This window comes from Ensifer sp. MJa1, from assembly GCF_037026475.1.
Classification (GTDB): Bacteria; Pseudomonadota; Alphaproteobacteria; order Rhizobiales; family Rhizobiaceae; genus Ensifer.
This window is the reverse complement of sequence record NZ_JAKUMO010000002.1, coordinates 38,464-57,152: the sequence shown is the minus strand read 5'-3', so window position 1 is coordinate 57,152 and position 18,689 is coordinate 38,464. Positions and strand designations below refer to the sequence as shown.

The 18,689-nt window shown below is 63.4% G+C and carries 18 protein-coding genes; 4 read left to right on the top strand and 14 right to left on the bottom strand.

The features are described from left to right. Positions 1–23: 23 nt before the first annotated feature. The 5 genes from MKZ91_RS03055 to MKZ91_RS03035 all read right to left on the bottom strand — a co-directional run bounded on the left by MKZ91_RS03055 (position 24) and on the right by MKZ91_RS03035 (position 4,566). Positions 24–728, bottom strand: a complete 705-nt coding sequence (locus tag MKZ91_RS03055; protein ID WP_336167865.1) for a Crp/Fnr family transcriptional regulator — start codon at positions 726–728, stop codon at positions 24–26. 89 nt (positions 729–817) lie between these two features. Further along, positions 818–1,213, bottom strand: a complete 396-nt coding sequence (locus tag MKZ91_RS03050; protein ID WP_336167863.1) for a hypothetical protein — start codon at positions 1,211–1,213, stop codon at positions 818–820. Positions 1,214–1,401: 188 nt separating this feature from the next. After that, complete coding sequence (locus MKZ91_RS03045; RefSeq protein ID WP_336167862.1) at positions 1,402–2,907, bottom strand: tripartite tricarboxylate transporter permease; 1,506 nt, start codon at positions 2,905–2,907, stop codon at positions 1,402–1,404. A gap of 10 nt (positions 2,908–2,917) precedes the next feature. Beyond that, positions 2,918–3,379, bottom strand: coding sequence for a tripartite tricarboxylate transporter TctB family protein (locus MKZ91_RS03040; RefSeq protein ID WP_336167859.1), 462 nt, complete (start codon positions 3,377–3,379; stop codon positions 2,918–2,920). Positions 3,380–3,588: 209 nt separating this feature from the next. Further along, positions 3,589–4,566, bottom strand: a complete 978-nt coding sequence (locus tag MKZ91_RS03035; protein ID WP_336167857.1) for a tripartite tricarboxylate transporter substrate-binding protein — start codon at positions 4,564–4,566, stop codon at positions 3,589–3,591. A 317-nt stretch (positions 4,567–4,883) separates the two neighbouring features. On the opposite strand from MKZ91_RS03035, the gene MKZ91_RS03030 reads away from it, so the two are divergent. Further along, positions 4,884–5,015, top strand: a complete 132-nt coding sequence (locus MKZ91_RS03030) for a hypothetical protein (RefSeq protein WP_336167855.1) — start codon at positions 4,884–4,886, stop codon at positions 5,013–5,015. Between the two features lie 96 nt (positions 5,016–5,111). On the opposite strand, the gene MKZ91_RS03025 is transcribed toward MKZ91_RS03030, so the two are convergent. The 4 genes from MKZ91_RS03025 to MKZ91_RS03010 all read right to left on the bottom strand — a co-directional run bounded on the left by MKZ91_RS03025 (position 5,112) and on the right by MKZ91_RS03010 (position 9,612). Next, entirely contained in the window at positions 5,112–5,327 is a 216-nt protein-coding gene (locus tag MKZ91_RS03025; protein WP_336167853.1) for a hypothetical protein, read from the bottom strand. A gap of 25 nt (positions 5,328–5,352) precedes the next feature. Then, positions 5,353–6,141, bottom strand: coding sequence for a pseudouridine synthase (locus tag MKZ91_RS03020; RefSeq protein ID WP_336167852.1), 789 nt, complete (start codon positions 6,139–6,141; stop codon positions 5,353–5,355). 82 nt (positions 6,142–6,223) lie between these two features. After that, entirely contained in the window at positions 6,224–7,786 is a 1,563-nt protein-coding gene (locus tag MKZ91_RS03015) for a D-aminopeptidase (RefSeq protein ID WP_336167850.1), read from the bottom strand. Between the two features lie 107 nt (positions 7,787–7,893). Then, positions 7,894–9,612: an ABC transporter ATP-binding protein gene (locus MKZ91_RS03010; protein WP_336167848.1), complete on the bottom strand. Its 1,719-nt coding sequence runs from the start codon at positions 9,610–9,612 to the stop codon at positions 7,894–7,896. Positions 9,613–9,948: 336 nt separating this feature from the next. On the opposite strand from MKZ91_RS03010, the gene MKZ91_RS03005 reads away from it, so the two are divergent. Further along, entirely contained in the window at positions 9,949–10,248 is a 300-nt protein-coding gene (locus MKZ91_RS03005; protein ID WP_336167846.1) for a DUF6074 family protein, read from the top strand. A 12-nt stretch (positions 10,249–10,260) separates the two neighbouring features. Here MKZ91_RS03005 and MKZ91_RS03000 read toward each other — a convergent pair whose 3' ends face one another. From MKZ91_RS03000 to MKZ91_RS02990, 3 genes are all read right to left on the bottom strand, one after another. Continuing rightward, positions 10,261–11,481: an adenylate/guanylate cyclase domain-containing protein gene (locus MKZ91_RS03000; RefSeq protein ID WP_336167844.1), complete on the bottom strand. Its 1,221-nt coding sequence runs from the start codon at positions 11,479–11,481 to the stop codon at positions 10,261–10,263. A gap of 68 nt (positions 11,482–11,549) precedes the next feature. Next, positions 11,550–13,616: a 2Fe-2S iron-sulfur cluster-binding protein gene (locus MKZ91_RS02995; protein WP_336167842.1), complete on the bottom strand. Its 2,067-nt coding sequence runs from the start codon at positions 13,614–13,616 to the stop codon at positions 11,550–11,552. Positions 13,617–13,673: 57 nt separating this feature from the next. Then, positions 13,674–14,285 carry a glutathione S-transferase family protein gene (locus MKZ91_RS02990; protein WP_336167840.1) on the bottom strand — a complete coding sequence of 204 codons (612 nt, stop codon included), beginning with the start codon at positions 14,283–14,285 and terminating at the stop codon, positions 13,674–13,676. Positions 14,286–14,431: 146 nt separating this feature from the next. On the opposite strand from MKZ91_RS02990, the gene MKZ91_RS02985 reads away from it, so the two are divergent. Beyond that, a complete protein-coding gene (locus tag MKZ91_RS02985; protein WP_336167838.1) occupies positions 14,432–15,325 on the top strand; it encodes a LysR substrate-binding domain-containing protein in 894 nt (297 codons plus the stop codon). 34 nt (positions 15,326–15,359) lie between these two features. Here MKZ91_RS02985 and MKZ91_RS02980 read toward each other — a convergent pair whose 3' ends face one another. Together MKZ91_RS02980 and MKZ91_RS02975 are read right to left on the bottom strand one after the other, a co-directional pair. Then, the gene (locus tag MKZ91_RS02980; RefSeq protein ID WP_336167837.1) at positions 15,360–16,160 is read right to left on the bottom strand and encodes a LytR/AlgR family response regulator transcription factor; all 801 of its coding nucleotides are present in this window, start codon (positions 16,158–16,160) and stop codon (positions 15,360–15,362) included. Then, complete coding sequence (locus MKZ91_RS02975) at positions 16,157–17,251, bottom strand: sensor histidine kinase (RefSeq protein ID WP_336167835.1); 1,095 nt, start codon at positions 17,249–17,251, stop codon at positions 16,157–16,159. Before MKZ91_RS02975 ends, MKZ91_RS02980 begins: the two co-directional genes overlap by 4 nt. Positions 17,252–17,526: 275 nt before the next feature. On the opposite strand from MKZ91_RS02975, the gene MKZ91_RS02970 reads away from it, so the two are divergent. Further along, positions 17,527–18,678: an MFS transporter gene (locus MKZ91_RS02970; protein ID WP_336167833.1), complete on the top strand. Its 1,152-nt coding sequence runs from the start codon at positions 17,527–17,529 to the stop codon at positions 18,676–18,678. Positions 18,679–18,689: the final 11 nt, after the last annotated feature.

Genomic DNA, 18,689 nt, shown 5'->3' with positions numbered 1-18,689 from the left:
CAGGCAATTTTTGAGGGAGGACGCTAGTTCTGTGGGTGCGTGCCGCCACGAGGGCGGTGGCGAGCGAAGCCAGCGGCAGCCTCGAGGCGTTCTGGATCAAGCACCCGCATGCTCTTCGGGTGGTTGAAGTCGATCAGGCCTTCGCGCTTGAAGCGGTTCAGACAGCGACTGACGGTTTCAACCGTCAGTCCGAGCCAATCGGCCAGATCGGCACGGGTCAGATAGAGGTGGAAGCCGAGCCGGGCAGGCACGCCGCTACCGCCGTTCCGATCGAACACGCGCCCAAGTTCGACGAGTGCGCTTGCGACTTTTTCGCTGGCCGTCTTGCGGCCGAGCAGGGTGACGTGTGCTTGTAACCGGTGCAGCGCCGTTCTCAATTCACTGGCGACCGATGGGTTTGACGCGTTGAGTTCCTGGTCAGCCAGGGTCTCGATACGAGCGATGCTCAGGGTTTCGGCGGTCGCGATGTTGCGCCCATCGATGGTGAAGCCGAAGACCCGGCCGGGGCCGAGCACATCGGTGATCTGTCGGCGTCCATCGTCGAGAAGTTGGGAGAGGACGATGCAGCCATCGAGAACGCGATAGAGCGAGCGGTTGCGGCCGCCTTCATAGAGCAGGGTGGAGTTCTCGCCGACGACGCGGCTGCGTGTCGGCAGGCGTTGTTGCCGGGTCAAAGTGACGGGCGGTGGCGCCGCGGAAGCTGCGGCAGTGCTTTGGGTGTCAGGCATGGAAAATGTCCGCATACGGACGCGTGCGGGCTCCGCGCCTCGCCGCCATCCGGTATCGCAACAGGACGTTGACAGCTGTCAACGTGGGTTCAAGTTTGCTGGGCGGTGGTCGGTGGTGCGCGCGGCCGTGTGTTTGGCGACAGGAAATGCGGCGACGCGCGAACGACGGTGACCGTCACCGGCGAAGAGAGGCTCTCTTGCAAGCGTTCGCCAACGGTGTCGGTCGGTGGCGTCAGCAGCGCCCAGATAAACCGGCAGGCGCTACAAACATGCTTGTGTGCCGGCTTCTCCTTACCGTCTTCGCCCGTTGCAGTCTGGCATATATCCGGCAGTGAGCCGTCAGGGAGGGCATAGAGGGCGCGTTCGGTTGGCGGTGGAGAGGCGGCAAGCGCCGACCCGAGATGGGCAAAGCCCAGCAGGAAAAGAGCCACCGCGCACAAGGTGCGCAGAGCCCGGTCCCATCTCGCTTTCGTGCGGCGTGCCATCGCCTCGGTCCGTCCTGCCTGTCTTTCTCGATGATGCAGAGATAGGCGAGGGGCTTGATAAAGCTCAATGTGGCAAACCGCGCAGGGGCAGAATGCCGCAGTCACGAAAATGCCGCGCGGCCAGAGCCGCGCGGCAGGTTAACATATTGATTTTATTTTATAATGATCCAAAATTTGGCGGGCAGTGATCAATCCTCCTCGACAAAAACCTCCTGACGCTTGGCTTTGACGCTCGGCAGGAACACGACGACGAGCACCAGTGCTGCGATCAGCAGCAGAATGGCGCTGATCGGGCGCGTGACAAAGGTCGTTGGATCACCGCGTGACAGGATCATGGCGCGACGCAGGTTTTCTTCCAGCAGCGGCCCCAGCACGAAGCCGAGCAAAAGCGGTGCCGGTTCGCAGCGTAGCTTCAAGAGCAGGTAACCGACCAGGCCGAAGAAGGCGACGGCATAGAGGTCATAGACGTTGGAATTGACGCTGTAGACCCCGATCGAGCAGAAGGCCATGATGATCGGAAAGAGCACGTAATAGGGGATCTTGAGCAGCTTCACCCAGAGCCCGATCAGCGGCAGGTTCAGGACCACCAGCATCAGGTTGCCGATCCACATGGAGGCGATGATGCCCCAGAAGAGGGCAGGCTGTTCTGTCGCAACGTTCGGTCCCGGGACGATGCCCTGAATAATCATCGCGCCGATCATCAGCGCCATGACAGGATTGGCCGGAATGCCGAGGGTCAGGAGCGGGATGAACGAGGTTTGCGCACCCGCATTGTTGGCGCTCTCTGGACCAGCCACGCCGGCGATGGCGCCGTGGCCGAACTCTTCAGGACGATCCGAGACCCGCTTCTCCACCGTGTAGGAGGCGAAGGCGGCGAGGATCGCGCCACCGCCCGGCAGGATGCCAAGTGCCGAGCCGATGATGGTCCCGCGCACGACCGGCGCGAACATGCGCTTGAAGTCGTCGCGCGTCGGCATAAGGTCGGTGACCTTCGCCATCAGCACCTCGCGGGTGCGTTCGCTTTCAAGGTTGCGCAGGATCTCGGCAATACCGAAGACGCCGACCGCGAGCGCGACGAAGTTCAGGCCGTCGGCATATTCGCGGATGCCAAGAGTGAAGCGTGGCGTGCCCGAGTAAATGTCGGTGCCGACGAGACCAAGCAGCAGGCCGAGCGCCACCATCGCCAGTGCCTTGACGATCGAGCCGTGCGCAAGCGCGATCGAGGAGACAAGACCGACGATCATCAGCGAGAAGTATTCGGCGGCGCCGAACTGCAGCGCAATCTCGGTCAAGGGCGGCGCGAAGATGGCGACGAGAAAGGTCGAGACGGTGCCGGCGAAAAACGAGCCGAGGGCTGCGATCGCCAGCGCGGCTCCTGCGCGTCCCTTGCGGGCCATCTGGTAGCCGTCGATCGCTGTCACAGCGGAGGATGACTCGCCGGGCATGTTGATCAGGATAGCCGTGGTCGAGCCGCCATACTGCGCGCCGTAGTAGATGCCGGCGAGCATGATCAGTGAGGAGACGGGCTCAAGCTGAAAGGTGATCGGCAAAAGCATGGCGATGGTCGCCGTGGCGCCGATACCGGGCAGCACGCCGATCAGGGTGCCGAGCAGCACGCCGATCAGGCAGAAGAGCAAGTTGGCAGGGGAGGCTGCGGTGGCAAAGCCGAGCGCGAGATTGCTGAAGAGTTCCATTGCGCGTCTCCTAGAACTGGACCCAGGGGCCGAAGCGCTGGAAGGGAAGGCCGAGGCCGTAGCTGAACACCGCGACGGAGAAGGCGGTCAGGCCTGCCGAGAGCGCCAGCGCCATCAGTGGTGTCATGCGGCGCGAAGCAAAGCAGGCGATCAGCGCGGTGAAGAACAGCGCCGGCACGAAGCCGAGGCCGCGGACTGTGAGGCCGAAGAAGACGGGCGCCGGCAAAATGAAGGCCATGCCGCGCAGCGCGATCGCGCCCATAGGCTCTCCCTGAACGCGGGTGGATTGCATGAGGATCACGATGCCAAGCAGCGTCAGGATGACCGCGAGCACCAGTGGGAAATAGCCGGGCCCCATGCGGAAGGCTGTGCCGAGCTCGAGATTGAATGCCTGCCAGGCGAAGAACAGCCCGACAGCCGTCAGTATGCCGCCGCATAGTGCATTGGTTGTGTCGAAGGAGAGTGATTTCATCGTGTCCCCATATGTTTCTGGCGGGGCAGTCGACCGAGGCGTGTCAAACGGCCTCCCGCATTGGCTTTGCCGGCGCGACGCCGGGTTCACTCATTGGGCAGAGTTGCGTTGACAGCTGTCAACCGATGTTGCCGGGTTTCGATGCCCGCCATTGCCGTCAATGTCATCGCCCGATGGAACGATCAGAGCGCGGCGCGAGAGGCCATGGATCAGTCGGCGTACTGGCCGGCGGCTTCGATCACCGGCTTCCAGCGGGTGATCTCGCTTTCAAGCTTGGCCTTCAGTGCGGCTGGGGTGGCGTCGGCATCCGACGACGGCTCGGTGCCGAGCTCGCCAAAGCGGGCGACGACGTTCGGATCCTTGAGCGCGACCTGCAGCGACTTCGACAGGCGCTCGTTCACTTCGGCGGGGGTACCCTTCGGGGTGTAGACACCGTGCCAGATGCCGACCTGCAGGTTCGGCAGGCCGCCTTCGGCGGTCGTCGGCAGGTCCGGGAAGACCTTGAGGCGCTCGGGCGAGGTGACGGCATAGGCCTTGATCGTGCCACCCTGGATCTGCTTCGTGGTGTTGGTCGTCTGGTCGCACATGATGTCGACCTGACCGCCGAGAAGGTCGGTCATCGCCGGGCCGGTGCCCTTGTAGGGTACGGTCGTCAGCGGCGTCTCGATTGCGCTCATGAACATCATGCCGCAAAGATGCGAGGCAGCACCTATGCCGGCGTTGGCGACGGTGACGGAATCCTTGTTCGCCTTGACGAATTCGACCAGACCCTTGAGGTCGGCCGGCTCGAGATCCTTGCGGGCGACGATCGTCATCGGCACTTCGGTGACGAGGCCGACATATTCGAAGGCGTTCAGCGTGTCATAGGCAAGCTTGCGGTAGAGCGTGGCGCTGGTCGCCATGCCGATGTGGTGCAGCAGCACCGTGTAGCCATCCGGGTCGGCCTGGGCGACGCGACCGGCGCCGAGCGTGCCACCGGCGCCGCCGACGTTCTCGACGATGATCTGCTGGCCAAGATCCTTGGACATGGATTCGGCAACCAGACGCGCTACCGTATCCGTCGGGCCGCCGGCCGAGAAGGGAACGACCATGGTGATCGACCGCTCGGGATAGCCTTGCGCGTTCGCGGAAACGGCAAACATGGAAAGGGCAGCGACGGCACCAAGCAATGTATTGAGGGTTTTCATCTTTTCCTCCCGGATGAAATATCGGCCAGCCAGCAAGGTTCCTCCCGCGCCGGTTCTGGATATCCCATTTGCAAATGCAATCCTCGCCGAGACAACGGCCTCGACGCAGCGCGGCTATGATTTGTCAGGCGCGCCACGTCGTTTTGGGTGGATCTGGAAACATATGTATCGCGGCGTGGGTGGAAATCCACCCATCGGCTAGGTCGGCTGGCGGCACCATGCTGGGCGTTGCTTGTTTCGGATGCATGATTGTGATGGACTGCCCAAGGGGATCCATGCCTTCGCGAACAAGCACTCGTCCCCGCAGGAATGGTTGGATGCGCAAACTCGCCGCTGTTCTCTGCATGGATATCGCCGGTTACAGCAGGCTGATGGGGCACGACGAGGCCGGTACGCTTTCTCGCGTCAAGGCCGCCTTTGCGGGATTCGAGCCGGTGTTGGCGCGCTGACCGAGTTTGCAAGCGCGGTTGATGCGACTGAATGCGCAAGGGGGCTTCAGGATCTGGCCTTTGGCAAACGACCCGACGCTTCGCTTTCGCATGGCGCTAAACCTGGGTGACGTGATCTTTGATGATGGCGATCTCTATGGGGAGGGGGGCAACATCGCGGCCCGGCTGCAAGCGCTTGCCCAGCCAGGTGGCATCGTCCTGTCCGAAACCGTGCGCGAGCATGTGGCCGGAAAACACAACATTGCCCTTGATGACCGCGGCCTGAGCCCGGCAACGCCCGGCCCGGGCGCTCCCCGGCGTGCCGCGGATCATCGCCACGGGTTCAGAGGCGATACGGTCAAAGACCTGTGCGTTTCCTCAGATAGGCGATTTCGTCGGCAGTGAGGGAGCGGGTTGCGCCCTTCGGCAAGTCGCCGAGAACGATCGTGCCGATCGATACGCGCAGCAGCCGCAGCACCTCAAAGCCAAGCACGTCCAGCATGCGCCGGATCTGGCGATTGCGTCCCTCCTGCAGTTCCATCTCGATCCAGCTGTTTTTGTCGCCGGTGCGCAAAGGGCCCGCGTGCGCGGCGCGCAACAGTTCACCGTCGTCGTGGATGCCCGCGGTCATTCTCGCGAGCTGGGCGTCATCGATCTGCCCGGCAATCTGCACGTGGTAGATCTTGCCAAGATGGGTTTCGGGATCGAGCAGGCGCTGGGCGAGCACCGTGTCGTTGGTAAAAAGCAGCAGCCCCTCGCTTGCCTTGTCGAGGCGCCCGACCGGCGACAGAAACGTCGAATCGATGTCCTTCAGGCAATCGAACACCGTCGGGCGCCCCTCCGGATCGTGACGCGTGGTGACCAGGCCGCGCGGCTTGTTCAGCATCAGGTAAGTCTTTTCTTCGGCAAGCACCGCCTTACCGTCGACCGCGATGCGGTCGCTGTCGATGTCGACCCATTGGGAAAGATCGGTCGTCTTGCGCCCGCCAATGCTGACGCGTCCTCCGAGCACCAGCTTTTCGGCTTGCGTGCGCGAGCAGTAACCAAGCTTGGAAAGCGCGCGGGCAATCGTCACACGCTTTCCGGCGTCGCCGGCGGTTACGCGGTTACCCTTGTTTCGAACCGGTGTCGATCGCTTCTGCTTCACGCCCTGTCGTTCCGCTTCATCATCATGCCATCGCCTTTTCCCGCGCTCCTTGCCAGCATATCTGGCATGCCTTGCGCCCGCATCAACCGACCTTGGCGTAGTCGATCCGACGGGCAAGCCAGCAACCGACCGTTAGACCGGCCACGTTGCCCTGGACGTCACGCCGGACGAGCACTGTCCAGTCTCCCGGCGCCGGCGCATCCATCGCCCGCTTGCAACGCATTAGCCAGACGTCTTCCGCCAGCGGCTGCATGGCGTGCATCGCCCCGCTGCCGAGCATGCCCACAAAACCGGCGTAGAAGACGCCATTGGTCGAGACGATATCGAGCGCAGAATCGATTTCCGCCGAATGAAAGCGTCCGGTGATATCCGGCCGTGCCACGCCGGAGACGCGCTGGGCCAAAACCGACAGATTTTCTCTTGGCCGTTCCATGCGCAGCGTGGCGCCTTCGGCCGAAAGCGTCACGGCGGCCGAGCGGGCGGTGCCGTCTTCGCCGACCACAAGGGATTCCGGTGCCGTTGCGAAGCGCAACTCGACATGGGCTGGCCGCAGCAGCCTTGCAACGAGCGCAAGCCCGGTTCCCCTGTCTACAAAGGTGCCGGGGCTGTCCGCGTTCCAGCTGCCTGACGCGGATTGAGGATCCTGATGGCCGAGTGCGACCTTCATCAGCGCCGTCGCGGCCGCGTGGGCATCGGCTTCATGATTGAACATCACCACGACGGAAAGGCGCTCGGCCGGCGCATAGAGTCTGCGGCTGCGGAAGCCACGCAGGGCGCCGCCATGGCCGGTGATGGAGACATCGCCGATCCGGTCATGGGCGAGCCCGAAGCCGTAATGGGCCGGACGCCCATCCGCGTAGGTCTGCGGTGCAGCAAGGCGGCGATAGAGGCCATCCGCGTTCTCACGCGTCCGGTCGACGAAACACTCGAAGGCCAGCATGTCGTCGAGCGAGGCCGAGACACCGGCATCACCGGCCCAGTAGATCCGGTTGACCGCTTCGAAATAGCCGACCGTCTCGTTGCCCTCGTAGCCGACAATGCCGCCAGGAGGGCTGCTAGTGTCAGGTGCAAGCGCAGCAGTCGGCATGCCGGCCGGATCGAAGATGGACTGCTGATAGAGATCGCTCATCGAACGGCCGGTGTGCTCCTCGACGAGGTCGGCGAGGATGCGGAAATTGCCGTTGGAATAGGAATAGCGCGTGCCCGGTTCGAAGTGGGTCGAACGCGCCTGAGACAGAAGCGGACGGGCATCCTCGCGGCGGAAGATGCCGTCGTGCCTGGCGCCCTGCAGCACAGTCAGCGCCCAATAGTCGCGAAGCCCTGACTGGTTGTGGCAGAGATGGGCCACGGTCGGGCGCTTGCCTTCGAGCAAGGGCAGGTAGGCCTCGAGCGCGCGATCGAGTTCTGCCGGATCGCCAACGGTGTCGAGGAGCGTCGCGCAGGTGAACTGCTTGGTGATCGAGCAGATCGGCACCAGTGTCGCCGCAGTCATCGGTTTGCGGGCTGCGAGATCGGCATATCCCCAGCTATGGCGAAGAATGACCCGGCCATCCTTCACGACCCCCGCAACGCCGCCGGGGCCAGGGTAGCGCTGCGGCAGGGCTGTCAAGGCGCGGTCAAGGGCGGGAATGTCCAGAGTGCTCATTGGGCGGAATGATCGTTCAAACAAGGATAGGACGGGATCACGCCGTTCGTATCGCCCTCTCCGCGCACTTGCAATGCCAATGGGTCTGCCGGACGGATGGGCGCGCGTCAGCCAGCGCCTGCCTGCGCATGGTAGAGGCGGCTATAGGCGCCATTGGCGGCCAGCAGCTTTTCGTGCGGGCCCTGTTCGCGGATGCCGCTGCCGTCGACGACGACGATGCGGTCGGCATCGCGGATCGTTGCCAGCCGGTGTGCGATGATCAGCGTCGTTCGTCCCTTGGAGAGCTCGGCCAACGACTGCTGGATCGCCCGTTCGGTTTCCGTGTCGAGCGCCGAGGTCGCCTCGTCGAGGATGAGGATTGCCGGGTTCTTCAGGAACATGCGCGCAATCGCCAGCCGCTGCTTCTGCCCGCCTGAAAGCTTGACGCCGCGTTCGCCGATCATCGTGTCGATGCCCTCGGGGAGGGCCGCGATCATGCCGTCGAGCTTGGCCCTGCGGGCCGCATCGAGGATATCGGCCTCGCTCGCTCCAAGCCGCCCATAGGCGATGTTGTCGCGGATGGTGCCGGCAAAAAGGAAGACGTCCTGCTGCACGATACCGATCTGGCCGCGCAGCGAGGACAGCGTGATATCGCGCACGTCGGTGCCGTCGACGGTAATGGTTCCGGCGCTCACCTCGTAGAAGCGCGGCAGCAACGAGCAGATCGTCGTCTTGCCGGCGCCGGACGGTCCGACGAAGGCAATCGTCTCGCCGGCGCGGATGGTCAGGTCGATGTCCTGGATGATCGGCTTTTCGGCGCTGTAGCCGAAGGAGACGCCGCGATAGGCGATGTCGCCCTTGAGCCCGGCGACGGCCTTGGCTCCCGGTCGGTCCTCGATGTCCGGCTCGGTTTCCATCAGCTCCAGGAAGCGCTTGAAGCCGGCGATGCCCTTTGGATAGGTCTCGATCACCGAGTTGATCTTCTCCACCGGCCGGAAGAACACGCCGACCAGGAGCAGGAAGCTGACGAAACCGCCATTGGTGAGTTCGCCTGTCAGCACGAAGTAGCAGCCGGTGATCATCACGATCAGCTGTGTCAGCCGCATGCTCATGTAGCTGAGCGACGTGCTGGCCGCCATGATGCGGTAGGCCTCAAGCTTGGTGCGGCGATAGTTCTGGTTGTCGGCTTCAAACAGCCTGCGCTCGTGCGCTTCGTTGGCGAAGGCCTGGACCACGCGCATGCCGCCGACATTTTCCTCGATGCGGGCATTGAAATCGCCAACCCGCCCATAAAGGCTGCGGAAGTTGCGGGTCATGCGGCCGCCATAGCGGCTGGTGACCCAGGCGGTCATCGGCACCACCGCCGCGGTGATCAGCGCCAGCTGCCAATGCACCATCAGCATCAGGATGAGCGCGCCGATGAAGGTCATGACCGCGATGAACAGATCCTCCGGCCCATGATGGGCAACCTCGCCGATTTCCTCGAGGTCCTTGGTCAGGCGACCGACGAGATGGCCGGTCTTCTGATTGTCGAAGAACGAGAAGGAGAGCTTCTGCAAATGGTCGAAGGCCATGCGCCGCATGTCCGTCTCGATGTTGATGCCGAGCATGTGGCCCCAATAGGTCACCGTCGCCATCAGCCCGGTGTTGAGCAGATAGACGAGCAGAAGCCCGGCCGAGGACAATAGGATCAGCGTCCATTCCTGGCTCGGCAGCAACCGGTCGACAAACAGCTTCACTGCGATCGGGAATCCGAGCTCGAGCAGGCCGGACAGCACGGCGCAGGAAAAGTCGAGAATGAACAGGCCGCGATAGGGACGATAGAAGGCGAAGAAACGCTTCAGCATGCACATGCACTCACTGGAGGCGGGCGCGACTTGGGGCGCCGCTAGAAAGATGATTGTCAATGTCATGTTTCTGGGCTGAAACCAACCCAGAAAAGCTCAAAACGATGTCGCCGCTTTGACGATTGCCGACGCCTTTTGTGCCGTAAGCGGTCAATCCGCAGTCTGCGGTGCCGTCGGGAAGGAAACGTTAACCATAAGCTTCGTAGAAGTGGAATCACCAGAGCAATTCGCCTTTGGTGGGGACACCGCAAGCGGATGAGATGCTCGAGACCGATACGCGTGGGGCGTCTTTGTGCGTTCGCGTCAATGCACGAAGTCCAGGGGGCAAACGAGACGATGGCAGGCATTCATTCAGTGGAAGCGGCGGAAACCAACGCGAACACCATTGTAGCGTTTCCGGTGGCCAGGAGATTGCATGCCATCCGCAGCGCTGCTGCCGAACTTGAAGACCTGCATGGCGCCGATGCCCTGCAGTTCTGGCGCCGCCGTTGCCGGGCGCTTGCAGACGAGCTTTTCGCCTGCGGATGTTCCGAAGACGAGGTTCGCCATCAGGTGCTGGCCTTCCAGGATGAAGTGCAGGCCGAACTGCAGCATCGCCATCTGTCGCGCCTCTCCGCCGGCATGATGAGCCAGTAGCCGACCGGCTCTTCAGCTCACCGGAAGTTCCGGATCCCAGGTAAACAGTTCCTTCGCCCTGGCGATGCCGCGCAGCGCAAACCGCCCGAGCGAAACGGCATGGACGCGCTGTTCCTGTGGGCAGGCTTCGACGAAATCCGAGGACATGATCATCTGCCGTTCGACCGAGCGGCACATGGACGCGATGCGGCTCACTTCATTGACAGCGGGGCCGACGACGGTGAAATCGAGCCGGGTCTGGCTGCCGATGTTGCCGTAGAAGACTTCGCCGATGTGCAGCCCGAGGTAGACGTCGGTGGTCGGCTTGCCCTCTTCCTGTCGCCGCGCGGTGAGCTCCAACAGCATTCGGCGCAATTGTCGCTCCGCGCCGATCGCGTTGGCGCAGGCAACGGCCGGATCATCGGCATTGAAGATCGCCAGCACTCCATCGCCAATCAGCTTCAACACGCTGCCGCCATGGTCGTGAATGGCGGTGATCACCGTTCCCGAATAGTCGTTGAGGAGCGGGATGATCTCGTCCGGGGCGGCCGTGTCGGAGATGCGTGTGTAGCCGCGCAGGTCCGAAAACCACATCACCGTTTCGATGCGTTCGGCCGAGCCGCGGGCGATGCTGCCCTTGACCACGCGCCGGCCGGCGTCGGCGCCGAGATAGACGTCCGCCAGCGTGCCGATGATGCGCACGCAGGAGCCGGTCTTCACCGCAAGCGCAAGGGTCGGCAAAAGGATTCTCAGCGCCTCAATATCGTCTTCGCTGAACCCGCTCGCGTTTCGCGTGGTCCAGTAGGAATAGAAGCAGTCCATCTCACCGACACGACCCTGGTCGGTAAAATGGTGGATCATGCTGACGCAGTCCGTGTGGCCCTCACCTTTCAGCCTGTCCAATATGTTGTAGCTGGTCCCCTCGTCCGCAGAGAGGCGGATGCGGCGTTCTGCGGAACGGTCGCGCAGCATGTGGTAGAAGATCGAGTTCTGCCAGTTCAGCAGCGCTTCGCCCGTCGTCGTCGAGCCATATTGAATGACTTCGGGCGTGACGTCGCTTTCATCGTTCCACTGGAAGGCACGGCCTTCGAACTCCGGATGCAGCGTGTCGATCAGCCCGAGCGCGCGGGCCAGATCGAGGCCGGCGGCGCGGCACTGTTCGCAGAAGCCGGCAAACAGCTCCGGCTCGTCCAGTCCCTTGAGACCCTGGTCCGAGAGCCAGAGCATGATATCGCGGATCTGTTGGTTGTTCATGGTGCATCCCGCAAGGCTGACGCCGACTGCCTGACGATGTGGTGCCCCATCAATAGCCGAACCAGGGCTCAGAGTGAAAGATGCAGTTTGTGCTCCTCGCTCTCGGCCGGCACGGCGCAGCAGATCAGCGCTTCGCCGTCGGCAACCGGGAAGGAGGGCTGCGACGGATAGGTTACCTTGCCTTCGAGCACTGGCGTCCTGCACGAGCCGCAGCTGCCATTGCGGCAGCCGTATTCCGGTGTCAGTCCGCGTGCCTCCGCAAGCTCGAGCAGGCTGCCTTCGCCGGGTTGCCAGCGGGCCTCCTTGGCGGATTTGGCAAAGACCACGTGAACCGGTGCGTTTGCTGCCGGTGCCGCCGCCGGTGCCGCGCCGCCGTCCGGTCGCCGCGTCAGCGACGACAACCCGAAGGCTTCCGCATGGATACGAGCGTCAGCGATGTTGAGCGCCCGCAGGCTGTCATAGAGCGACTGCGTAAAAGCCGCAGGGCCGCAGAGGTAAAAATCGTAGTCGTCGAAGGGCAAAGCGCCCTTGAGATGGCTGATGTCGATGCGGCCGGAGACCTCAAAGTCCTGCCCCTCGGTGGCTAAGCCCGGTTGGCTGAGGGCGCGCACCAGGCGGATGTTCCCGTCGCCAGCCTCGACGAGGGTGGCAATCTCGCGATCGAAGGCGCGCTCCTCCAGGGAGCGTGCGACCTGGAACAGCCAGGTTGGGCGTGTGCGGCGTTTGCGCCGGCCCTCGTAGACGATGTGCTTGAGCATGGCGAGGACAGGCGTGATACCGACGCCGGCGCCGATGAGCACGGCCGGCCGCCGCTCGGTGCCGTCAATTGTGAAACTGCCAGCCGGGGCGCGGGCCTCGATCACGTCGCCCGCCTTCAACCCGTGTAGGTGCCGGGACGCCGTGCCGTCTCTCTTGACGCTGATGCGGTAGAGATCGTCGGTGGGTGCAGACGACAGCGTGTAGCTCCTGACGAGCGGCTTGCCCTCGGCTTCGGTCCTGATCCGGATCGGCAGGTGCTGGCCGGCACGGTGAGCCATGAGGCCGACGCCGTCGTCAGGTTTGAGGTAGAGCGAGCGGATTGTCGTGCTTTCGTCTTCGACACGGACAACCCGAAACGGGCGCCATTCTTCGGCAAGGCTTGCCGCCTGCAGGCGCACCTTCGCCTGCTCCCAGTCGCCGGTCGGCAGCAGGCTCGGCGACCACCCGCCGTCCTCGAATGCCCAGCGCAGCGGCAGGCCGTCCTCGCGATAGACGACCTGCTCCGGCCGGAAGCGCCACAGGCGCTCGGCGCCCTGAAAGGCCGCGATTTCCGGGGAGGTGAGGATCACCTCGGCGGTGCCGCTCATTTGCAGCATGTCGCCGGTCGCAAAATCGACAAACAACAACCCAGCGCGCGGATTGAGCATGAAGTTGCCCAGCGTGTTGAAGAACAGGTTGCCGGAAAAATCCGGAATGGTCAGCACATCATCGTCACCGATCCGCACGAAGCCGGCCTTGCCGCCACGATGCGAGACGTCGATCTGCCGTTCTCCGCTGTCGCGATCGACATAGGAGGCGACGAAGAAGGTGTCGGCATCGGCAATGATCGCCCGGGCGCGATCGTCGAGCACGGTGCTGCGCACCGGCCGCACCGGAGCCGGCTGGTGCGGCTCACGGGAAAAGGCGAACTGCCGAAGCTGGATGTATTGCGGACAGTTGCCGAAGCTCTGGCCGACTCGGATGGTGAAGGCATCGTCCGCATCGCGACGGATCGCACCGTTCAGCCGGTTGCGCCGCCGGGTTTCGAGCTGGATGCCGAGCATGCCGATGGAATGCGCGTCCTCCATGCCGGCGTCGGCCGGGTCATCCGGCTGGCGCGGCAGTCGCACGTCAAGGTTCCAGGCGTCAGGCGCCTGCATGAAGCCGGGAGCGGCGGCGCGCATCGTCGCCCACGGATCGCCATTCGCATCGACCGTGCCGAACACTGCAAACGGCAGCATCGGGAAGAACAGCTGGTGCTGCTCGGGCATGAACGTGCGGACGAAATTGCGCCCGGTCGCATCCATGCGTTCAACGACGCCGAGGCTGCGCTGAATAGCGAGTTCGCCTTCGTGCCAGGGTGAGTCCGTGCGCTTCTGTTGTGCATTGTCCGGCATGATCGCTTTCCTCATTGGGATGGTCCTGGGGCGGCATCGGCCGCCCCAGGCTGTTCGTCAGGCGGCGAGGCCGACTGCGGTCTTCTGGAAGCCGACGAAACCCGGCAGGTGTTCGATGCGGGAAAGCCAGGCGCGGACGTGGCCGTAGTTACCAAGATCGACATTGCCTTCGGGCGCGGCGGACACGTAGCTGTAGAGGGATACATCGGCGATGGTCGGCCGAGCGCCGAGCAGGAAGTCGCGGCCGGAGAGTTCCGCATCGATCTGCGACAGCACCCGATGCGCCCGGGCAATCGCCTCTTCTGCCCGCAACGGTGCACCGAAGACGGTCACGAGACGGGCAGCCGCCGGCCCGAAAGCGATATCGCCGGCGGCAACCGACAGCCACTTCTGAACTCTGGCGGCGAGCGCCGGATCTTCCGGCAGCCAGTCGATACGGCCGAGCTTCTTGGCGAGATAGACAAGGATGGCATTGGAATCGGAGATCACGGTGCCGTTATCGTCGAGCACCGGGACCTGACCGAATGGGTTGAGTTTCAGGAACTCCGGCGCCTTGTGGGCCCCGGCCTTGAGATCAACATCGATCAGTTCGTGCGGCACCCCGAGCAGCGACAAGAACAGCTGCGCCCGGTGAGAGTGGCCGGAGAGCGGATGGCGGTACAGTTTCATGGGAGACTAGCCTCGAAGAGCTTGAGAACCGTCGCGGCTCTCAGGCGGCCCGGGATGAACCGCCTTCGAGAGCAATCTATGTCTTTCCGATTTTTGGTAGTAGAGTGTGGCCATGGTAGCTCGATTTCCAAAAAATGGAAGGAAAGATGGATCGTCTCGACGCCATGAGCGTTTTGCTGGCCGTCATCGGCAATGGCAGCCTTTCCGCCGCCTCGCGGCAACTCAAGATGCCGCTTGCAACCGTCAGCCGGAAGGTGTCCGAGCTTGAGGCGCATCTCGGCGCGCAACTCATCACCAGGACGAACCGCAAGATCCTTCTCACCGAGGCCGGTCGCTCCTATGTCGAGGCCGCAAAGGAAATCCTGGTGCGGGTCGAGGAGGCGGAGCGGGTCGCCGCCGGCGAATACAGCGCGGTGAAGGGCGACCTGACCGTGTCGGCGCCGATCGTCTTTGGGCGCCTGCACGTGCTCCCTGTCGTCGTCGAATTCCTCAAGGCTCATCCGCAGATCGATTTGCGACTGGCGCTCGGAGACCGGTTCGCCAATCTCGTCGACGACCATATCGACGTGGCGCTCCGGATCGGCAACCTGCCCGACAGCAACCTCGTGGCAACGAAGATCGGGACCGTGCGTCGGGTGGTCTATGCCAGTCCCGCCTATGTCGCGCGGCACGGCGGGCCTGAGCATCCGCGCGCACTTGCCGATCACGATTGCATCACCTTTGAAAACGTCACGGCCGCCCATGTCTGGCGCTTCCTTGACGACGGACGCGAGGTGGCGGCGCCCATCCGGTCGCGATTGATCGTCAACACCGCCGAGGCGGCAGTTGACGCCGCCATTGCCGGCCTTGGCCTGACGCGTGTGCTCTCCTACCAGGTGGCGCGCCCGGTTTCCGAAGGTCTGCTCGTTCCCTTGCTTGAAAGCTTCGAGCATCCGCCGTTGCCGGTCCAGCTGGTCTACCTGCCGCAAGGGCTGGTGCCGATGAAGCTCAGGGCCTTCGTCGATTTCGCCGCGCCGAGGTTGAGAGCGGTGTTGAGATAATCATCGACCCGGCGCCGCCGTTGATCGTTGTCGGTCACTCCGATTGCGGTGCTCCGGTCAACGGCCTGACATGACGGGAATAGGTTCGGCCGACGCGAATTTCGCTGCCGTCGGAGAGAAGCGCGATCAGGGCGGCGAAGGGGGCTTGCTTCAGCCCCACGATGCAGTCGCGGCGCACGATCGAGCTGCGGTGGAGCCTCAGGAATTCGGAGGGGTCGAGACGGCGCTCGAGCGATGCCAGGCTTTCATGATGCAGGTAGGAGCGGCCCTCGGTATGGATCCGGACATAGTCACGCTCCGCCTGGAACCGCACGACCCGGTCAAGCGTGACGCGCACGAACTCGCCGCGGGACTTGATCCACAGATCCGAGGTCTGCATGTCGTGTTTGCGCAGCGCCTGCCGCAGCGCCTGCACGGTTTCGCTGAGCTCGAGCACCCGTTCCGCGCTCGTCCGTGCTGCGACTGCAACGCGGGCCCGCTCGATCGCGGTTCTCAGGCGACTGGCTTCGATCGGCTTGGTCACATAGTCGATGGCGGCGGCCTCGAAGGCGCGCAGAGCGTAGTGGTCAAAGGCGGTCACGAAGATGACGGCGGGCGCGTTGTCACCCAGTCGCTCCAGGATGTCGAAGCCGGTGCCGCCGGGCATCTGTATGTCGAGCAGGATCACGTCCGGTTGCAGCTCTTCGATAAGATCGCAGGCCTGCTGCACATTGCCGGCTGTCCCGACGATGCCGGCGCCGGGAATGGCCGCGAGAAGGCGCTGGAGGCGGCGTCTGGCAAGCGGCTCGTCGTCGATGATGAGGATGGAAAGGCGTTCTGTCTGGATGTCGGTCATGCAAGCCTCAGCGGCATTGTGATCGCTGCTCTGAAGCGCCTCGGCGCGACGACCCCGGAAACGCAGGCGCCGACACCCGGAAAGCGCGCCTCGATGCGGTCGGCGACATTCTTGAGTCCGATCCCGGTGCCCGGCGTCTGGCGCAGTGCGCCCTCGCCTTGCGGCGATATGTCGTTTTCGACGGCGATCTCGAGCGTCTGGCCAACCTTGACGGCGCTGATGACGATCTCGACCTGATCGGGCGAACGGCCGACCCCGTGTTTCACCGCGTTCTCGACCAGCGGCTGCAGGATCAGGCTCGGGACCAGTGCCTCTTCAAGTCCGTTGGCGATGTTCATCCTGAGCTTCATCCGGTCGGAGTAGCGCTCACCCTCGATGTGGAGATAGCCCGCCTGCAGCGCGAGCTCGTCGGCCAACCGTACGTCGTGCAGCGGATCGAGTTCCAGTGTCGTGCGCAGGAAACTGGAAAGCGACATCACCATGCGTGCGGCCGCGACACTCTGCCCTTCCTCGATCAGGCCGGTAATGGAGTTCAAGGTGTTGAAGAGGAAATGCGGATTGACCTGGTAGCGGAGCGCCCGCATCTGCGCCGCAAGAGCCTCCTCGCGCGTGATCGCCAGACGCCGCTCGCGCTCCCTGAGCTCGAAGCTGTAGAGCAGCGCCACGAAGAAGAACGCCCAGCCGACAAAGGTCGCCATGCTGTAGACGAGCGTGTAGCCGGTGTTGGTCCAGTCGACGGTGACCGGATCGGGGCGCACGATGAGCACGTAGAGCAGGAAATCGACGCCGGTGTTGGCAAAGGCGGCAAGCAGCGACGTCGCGAAGCCGACGATGATCTTGATCGCGATATGCTGGCGTCGAACCCCGAACATCGCCGCTGAGATGCCGTAGGAAAGCACCATGCCGCAGCACATCAGTAGCAATTTTCCGGGCGCCGACATGATCGGATTGATCCCGAGTATGCCCCACAGGATGCTGCTGACGAGGAATTCGACGAACCAGTAGAGAAGGCCGAGCCACAGCGTGGTCCGCCGCACGCTGGCAATATAGGCGCTGTCGTCGGCTGAACTCACATCGTCCTCAGGTTTCATGCCATTTTTATCGTTCAACTCGATACGCTTGTCGATTGCCGTTCGTCGGTCAAATCGAGCGGCTTGCAGAAAGCCACAGCCCTTCAGCGTTACAATTTGCCGTTTGCGGAAAGCCGAATTCTCGCCGCCGCCTTTCAGTCTGGCGAACGGTATGGTGGCAAAGCTGACGAGGGATAACCGAAGCGCGAGCCCCGAAACCCCATTAACTGGAGCCGCTGTGATGCCGGACGGATGTTGAGCGTCCGCGCAAGGCGGCCCTCTATTGGGATAGTGACATGGATCCTCGCATCTTTCTTTTGGCGCTTGCGACCTTTGCGACCGGTACCGCCGAAAACATCGTCATTGGCATCCTTCCCGAGGTCTCCTCAGGGCTTGGGGTCTCCGTCGGTCTCGCGGGGCAGTTGACGGCCGTCTTTTCGATCACCTTTGCGCTCAGCGCTCCCCTGGCGCAGGTCGTGACGGGCCGGCGTGAGCGCAGGATGGTGTTCCTGTCGGCTCTCGCCCTCTTCGTTGCCAGCAACGTCGCCGCAGCGCTCAGTCCTGATTTTGCCGTGCTGTTCGCAGCCCGGATTGCCATGGCCGCGGCGAGTACCACCGTTTGCCTCGTAGCAACGATGCTGGCAACGGACTTGGCCGGGCCCGACATGCGCGGCCGCGCCATCGGCGTGATCTTCATGGGCATCAGCGGCTCCATGGTGATGGGCGTTCCGGCAGGCATGCTGATCAGTGGCCAGTTCGGCTGGCGCAGCGTGTTCGTTGCCCTTGCGCTGTTCGCGCTGCTCATTTTCGCCGTCTGCAGGGCGAGCCTTGTCGCGTCGCCCATGCGCCCGCAGCGCGCGCCCGGTTACCGGCGGCATCTTCGGTCGGTGCCGCTCGTGGCCGGACAACTCGTCTCGATCCTGATGATCGGTGGCCATTTCGTGCTGTTTGCCTATCTTGCACCCTACATCATCGACAGCATCGGCCTTCGCCAGCATGAACTCGTGCTGGCCTTTGTCGCCTTTGGCGTGGCCGGCGTCAGCGGTGGCTATCTCGGCGGCTGGTTCGCGGATGCCGCGACGCCGCGGGTCGCGATCTCCATCGTTCCGCTTGTCTATCTGGCGGCCCTGCTGATCATCCCGCTCGCATCTTCGACACCGCTTTCTTTCGTTGTCGTCATGATGTTCTGGGGCTGTGTCAGCTGGATGATCTCGCCGGTTGTAAAGAGTTTTCTCATCACGGCCGGGCCCGATACGGCGGAAGCGGGCATCGGCCTCAATCTCTCGGCCATGCATCTCGGCGTGGCGCTCGGCACGGGCGTCGGTGGGCTGACGCTGGAGCAGGTTTCATCGCAAGCGCTACCTTTGACCGGCGCGACACTTGCGGGTCTTGCGGTCGCCGCGAGCATCGTGGCGGTCCAGTGGCAGGGCCGGCGGGTGAGCGGATAGGTCGCCGCAGT

Coding starts and splice junctions, on each gene's coding strand:
- MKZ91_RS03055 (WP_336167865.1), bottom strand. CDS start 728: ATGCCTGACACCCAAAGCACTGCCGCAGCTTCCGCGGCGCCACCGCCC.
- MKZ91_RS03050 (WP_336167863.1), bottom strand. CDS start 1,213: ATGGCACGCCGCACGAAAGCGAGATGGGACCGGGCTCTGCGCACCTTG.
- MKZ91_RS03045 (WP_336167862.1), bottom strand. CDS start 2,907: ATGGAACTCTTCAGCAATCTCGCGCTCGGCTTTGCCACCGCAGCCTCC.
- MKZ91_RS03040 (WP_336167859.1), bottom strand. CDS start 3,379: ATGAAATCACTCTCCTTCGACACAACCAATGCACTATGCGGCGGCATA.
- MKZ91_RS03035 (WP_336167857.1), bottom strand. CDS start 4,566: ATGAAAACCCTCAATACATTGCTTGGTGCCGTCGCTGCCCTTTCCATG.
- MKZ91_RS03030 (WP_336167855.1), top strand. CDS start 4,884: ATGCGCAAACTCGCCGCTGTTCTCTGCATGGATATCGCCGGTTACAGC.
- MKZ91_RS03025 (WP_336167853.1), bottom strand. CDS start 5,327: ATGATCCGCGGCACGCCGGGGAGCGCCCGGGCCGGGCGTTGCCGGGCT.
- MKZ91_RS03015 (WP_336167850.1), bottom strand. CDS start 7,786: ATGAGCACTCTGGACATTCCCGCCCTTGACCGCGCCTTGACAGCCCTG.
- MKZ91_RS03010 (WP_336167848.1), bottom strand. CDS start 9,612: ATGCTGAAGCGTTTCTTCGCCTTCTATCGTCCCTATCGCGGCCTGTTC.
- MKZ91_RS03005 (WP_336167846.1), top strand. CDS start 9,949: ATGGCAGGCATTCATTCAGTGGAAGCGGCGGAAACCAACGCGAACACC.
- MKZ91_RS03000 (WP_336167844.1), bottom strand. CDS start 11,481: ATGAACAACCAACAGATCCGCGATATCATGCTCTGGCTCTCGGACCAG.
- MKZ91_RS02995 (WP_336167842.1), bottom strand. CDS start 13,616: ATGCCGGACAATGCACAACAGAAGCGCACGGACTCACCCTGGCACGAA.
- MKZ91_RS02990 (WP_336167840.1), bottom strand. CDS start 14,285: ATGAAACTGTACCGCCATCCGCTCTCCGGCCACTCTCACCGGGCGCAG.
- MKZ91_RS02985 (WP_336167838.1), top strand. CDS start 14,432: ATGGATCGTCTCGACGCCATGAGCGTTTTGCTGGCCGTCATCGGCAAT.
- MKZ91_RS02980 (WP_336167837.1), bottom strand. CDS start 16,160: ATGACCGACATCCAGACAGAACGCCTTTCCATCCTCATCATCGACGAC.
- MKZ91_RS02975 (WP_336167835.1), bottom strand. CDS start 17,251: ATGAAACCTGAGGACGATGTGAGTTCAGCCGACGACAGCGCCTATATT.
- MKZ91_RS02970 (WP_336167833.1), top strand. CDS start 17,527: ATGGATCCTCGCATCTTTCTTTTGGCGCTTGCGACCTTTGCGACCGGT.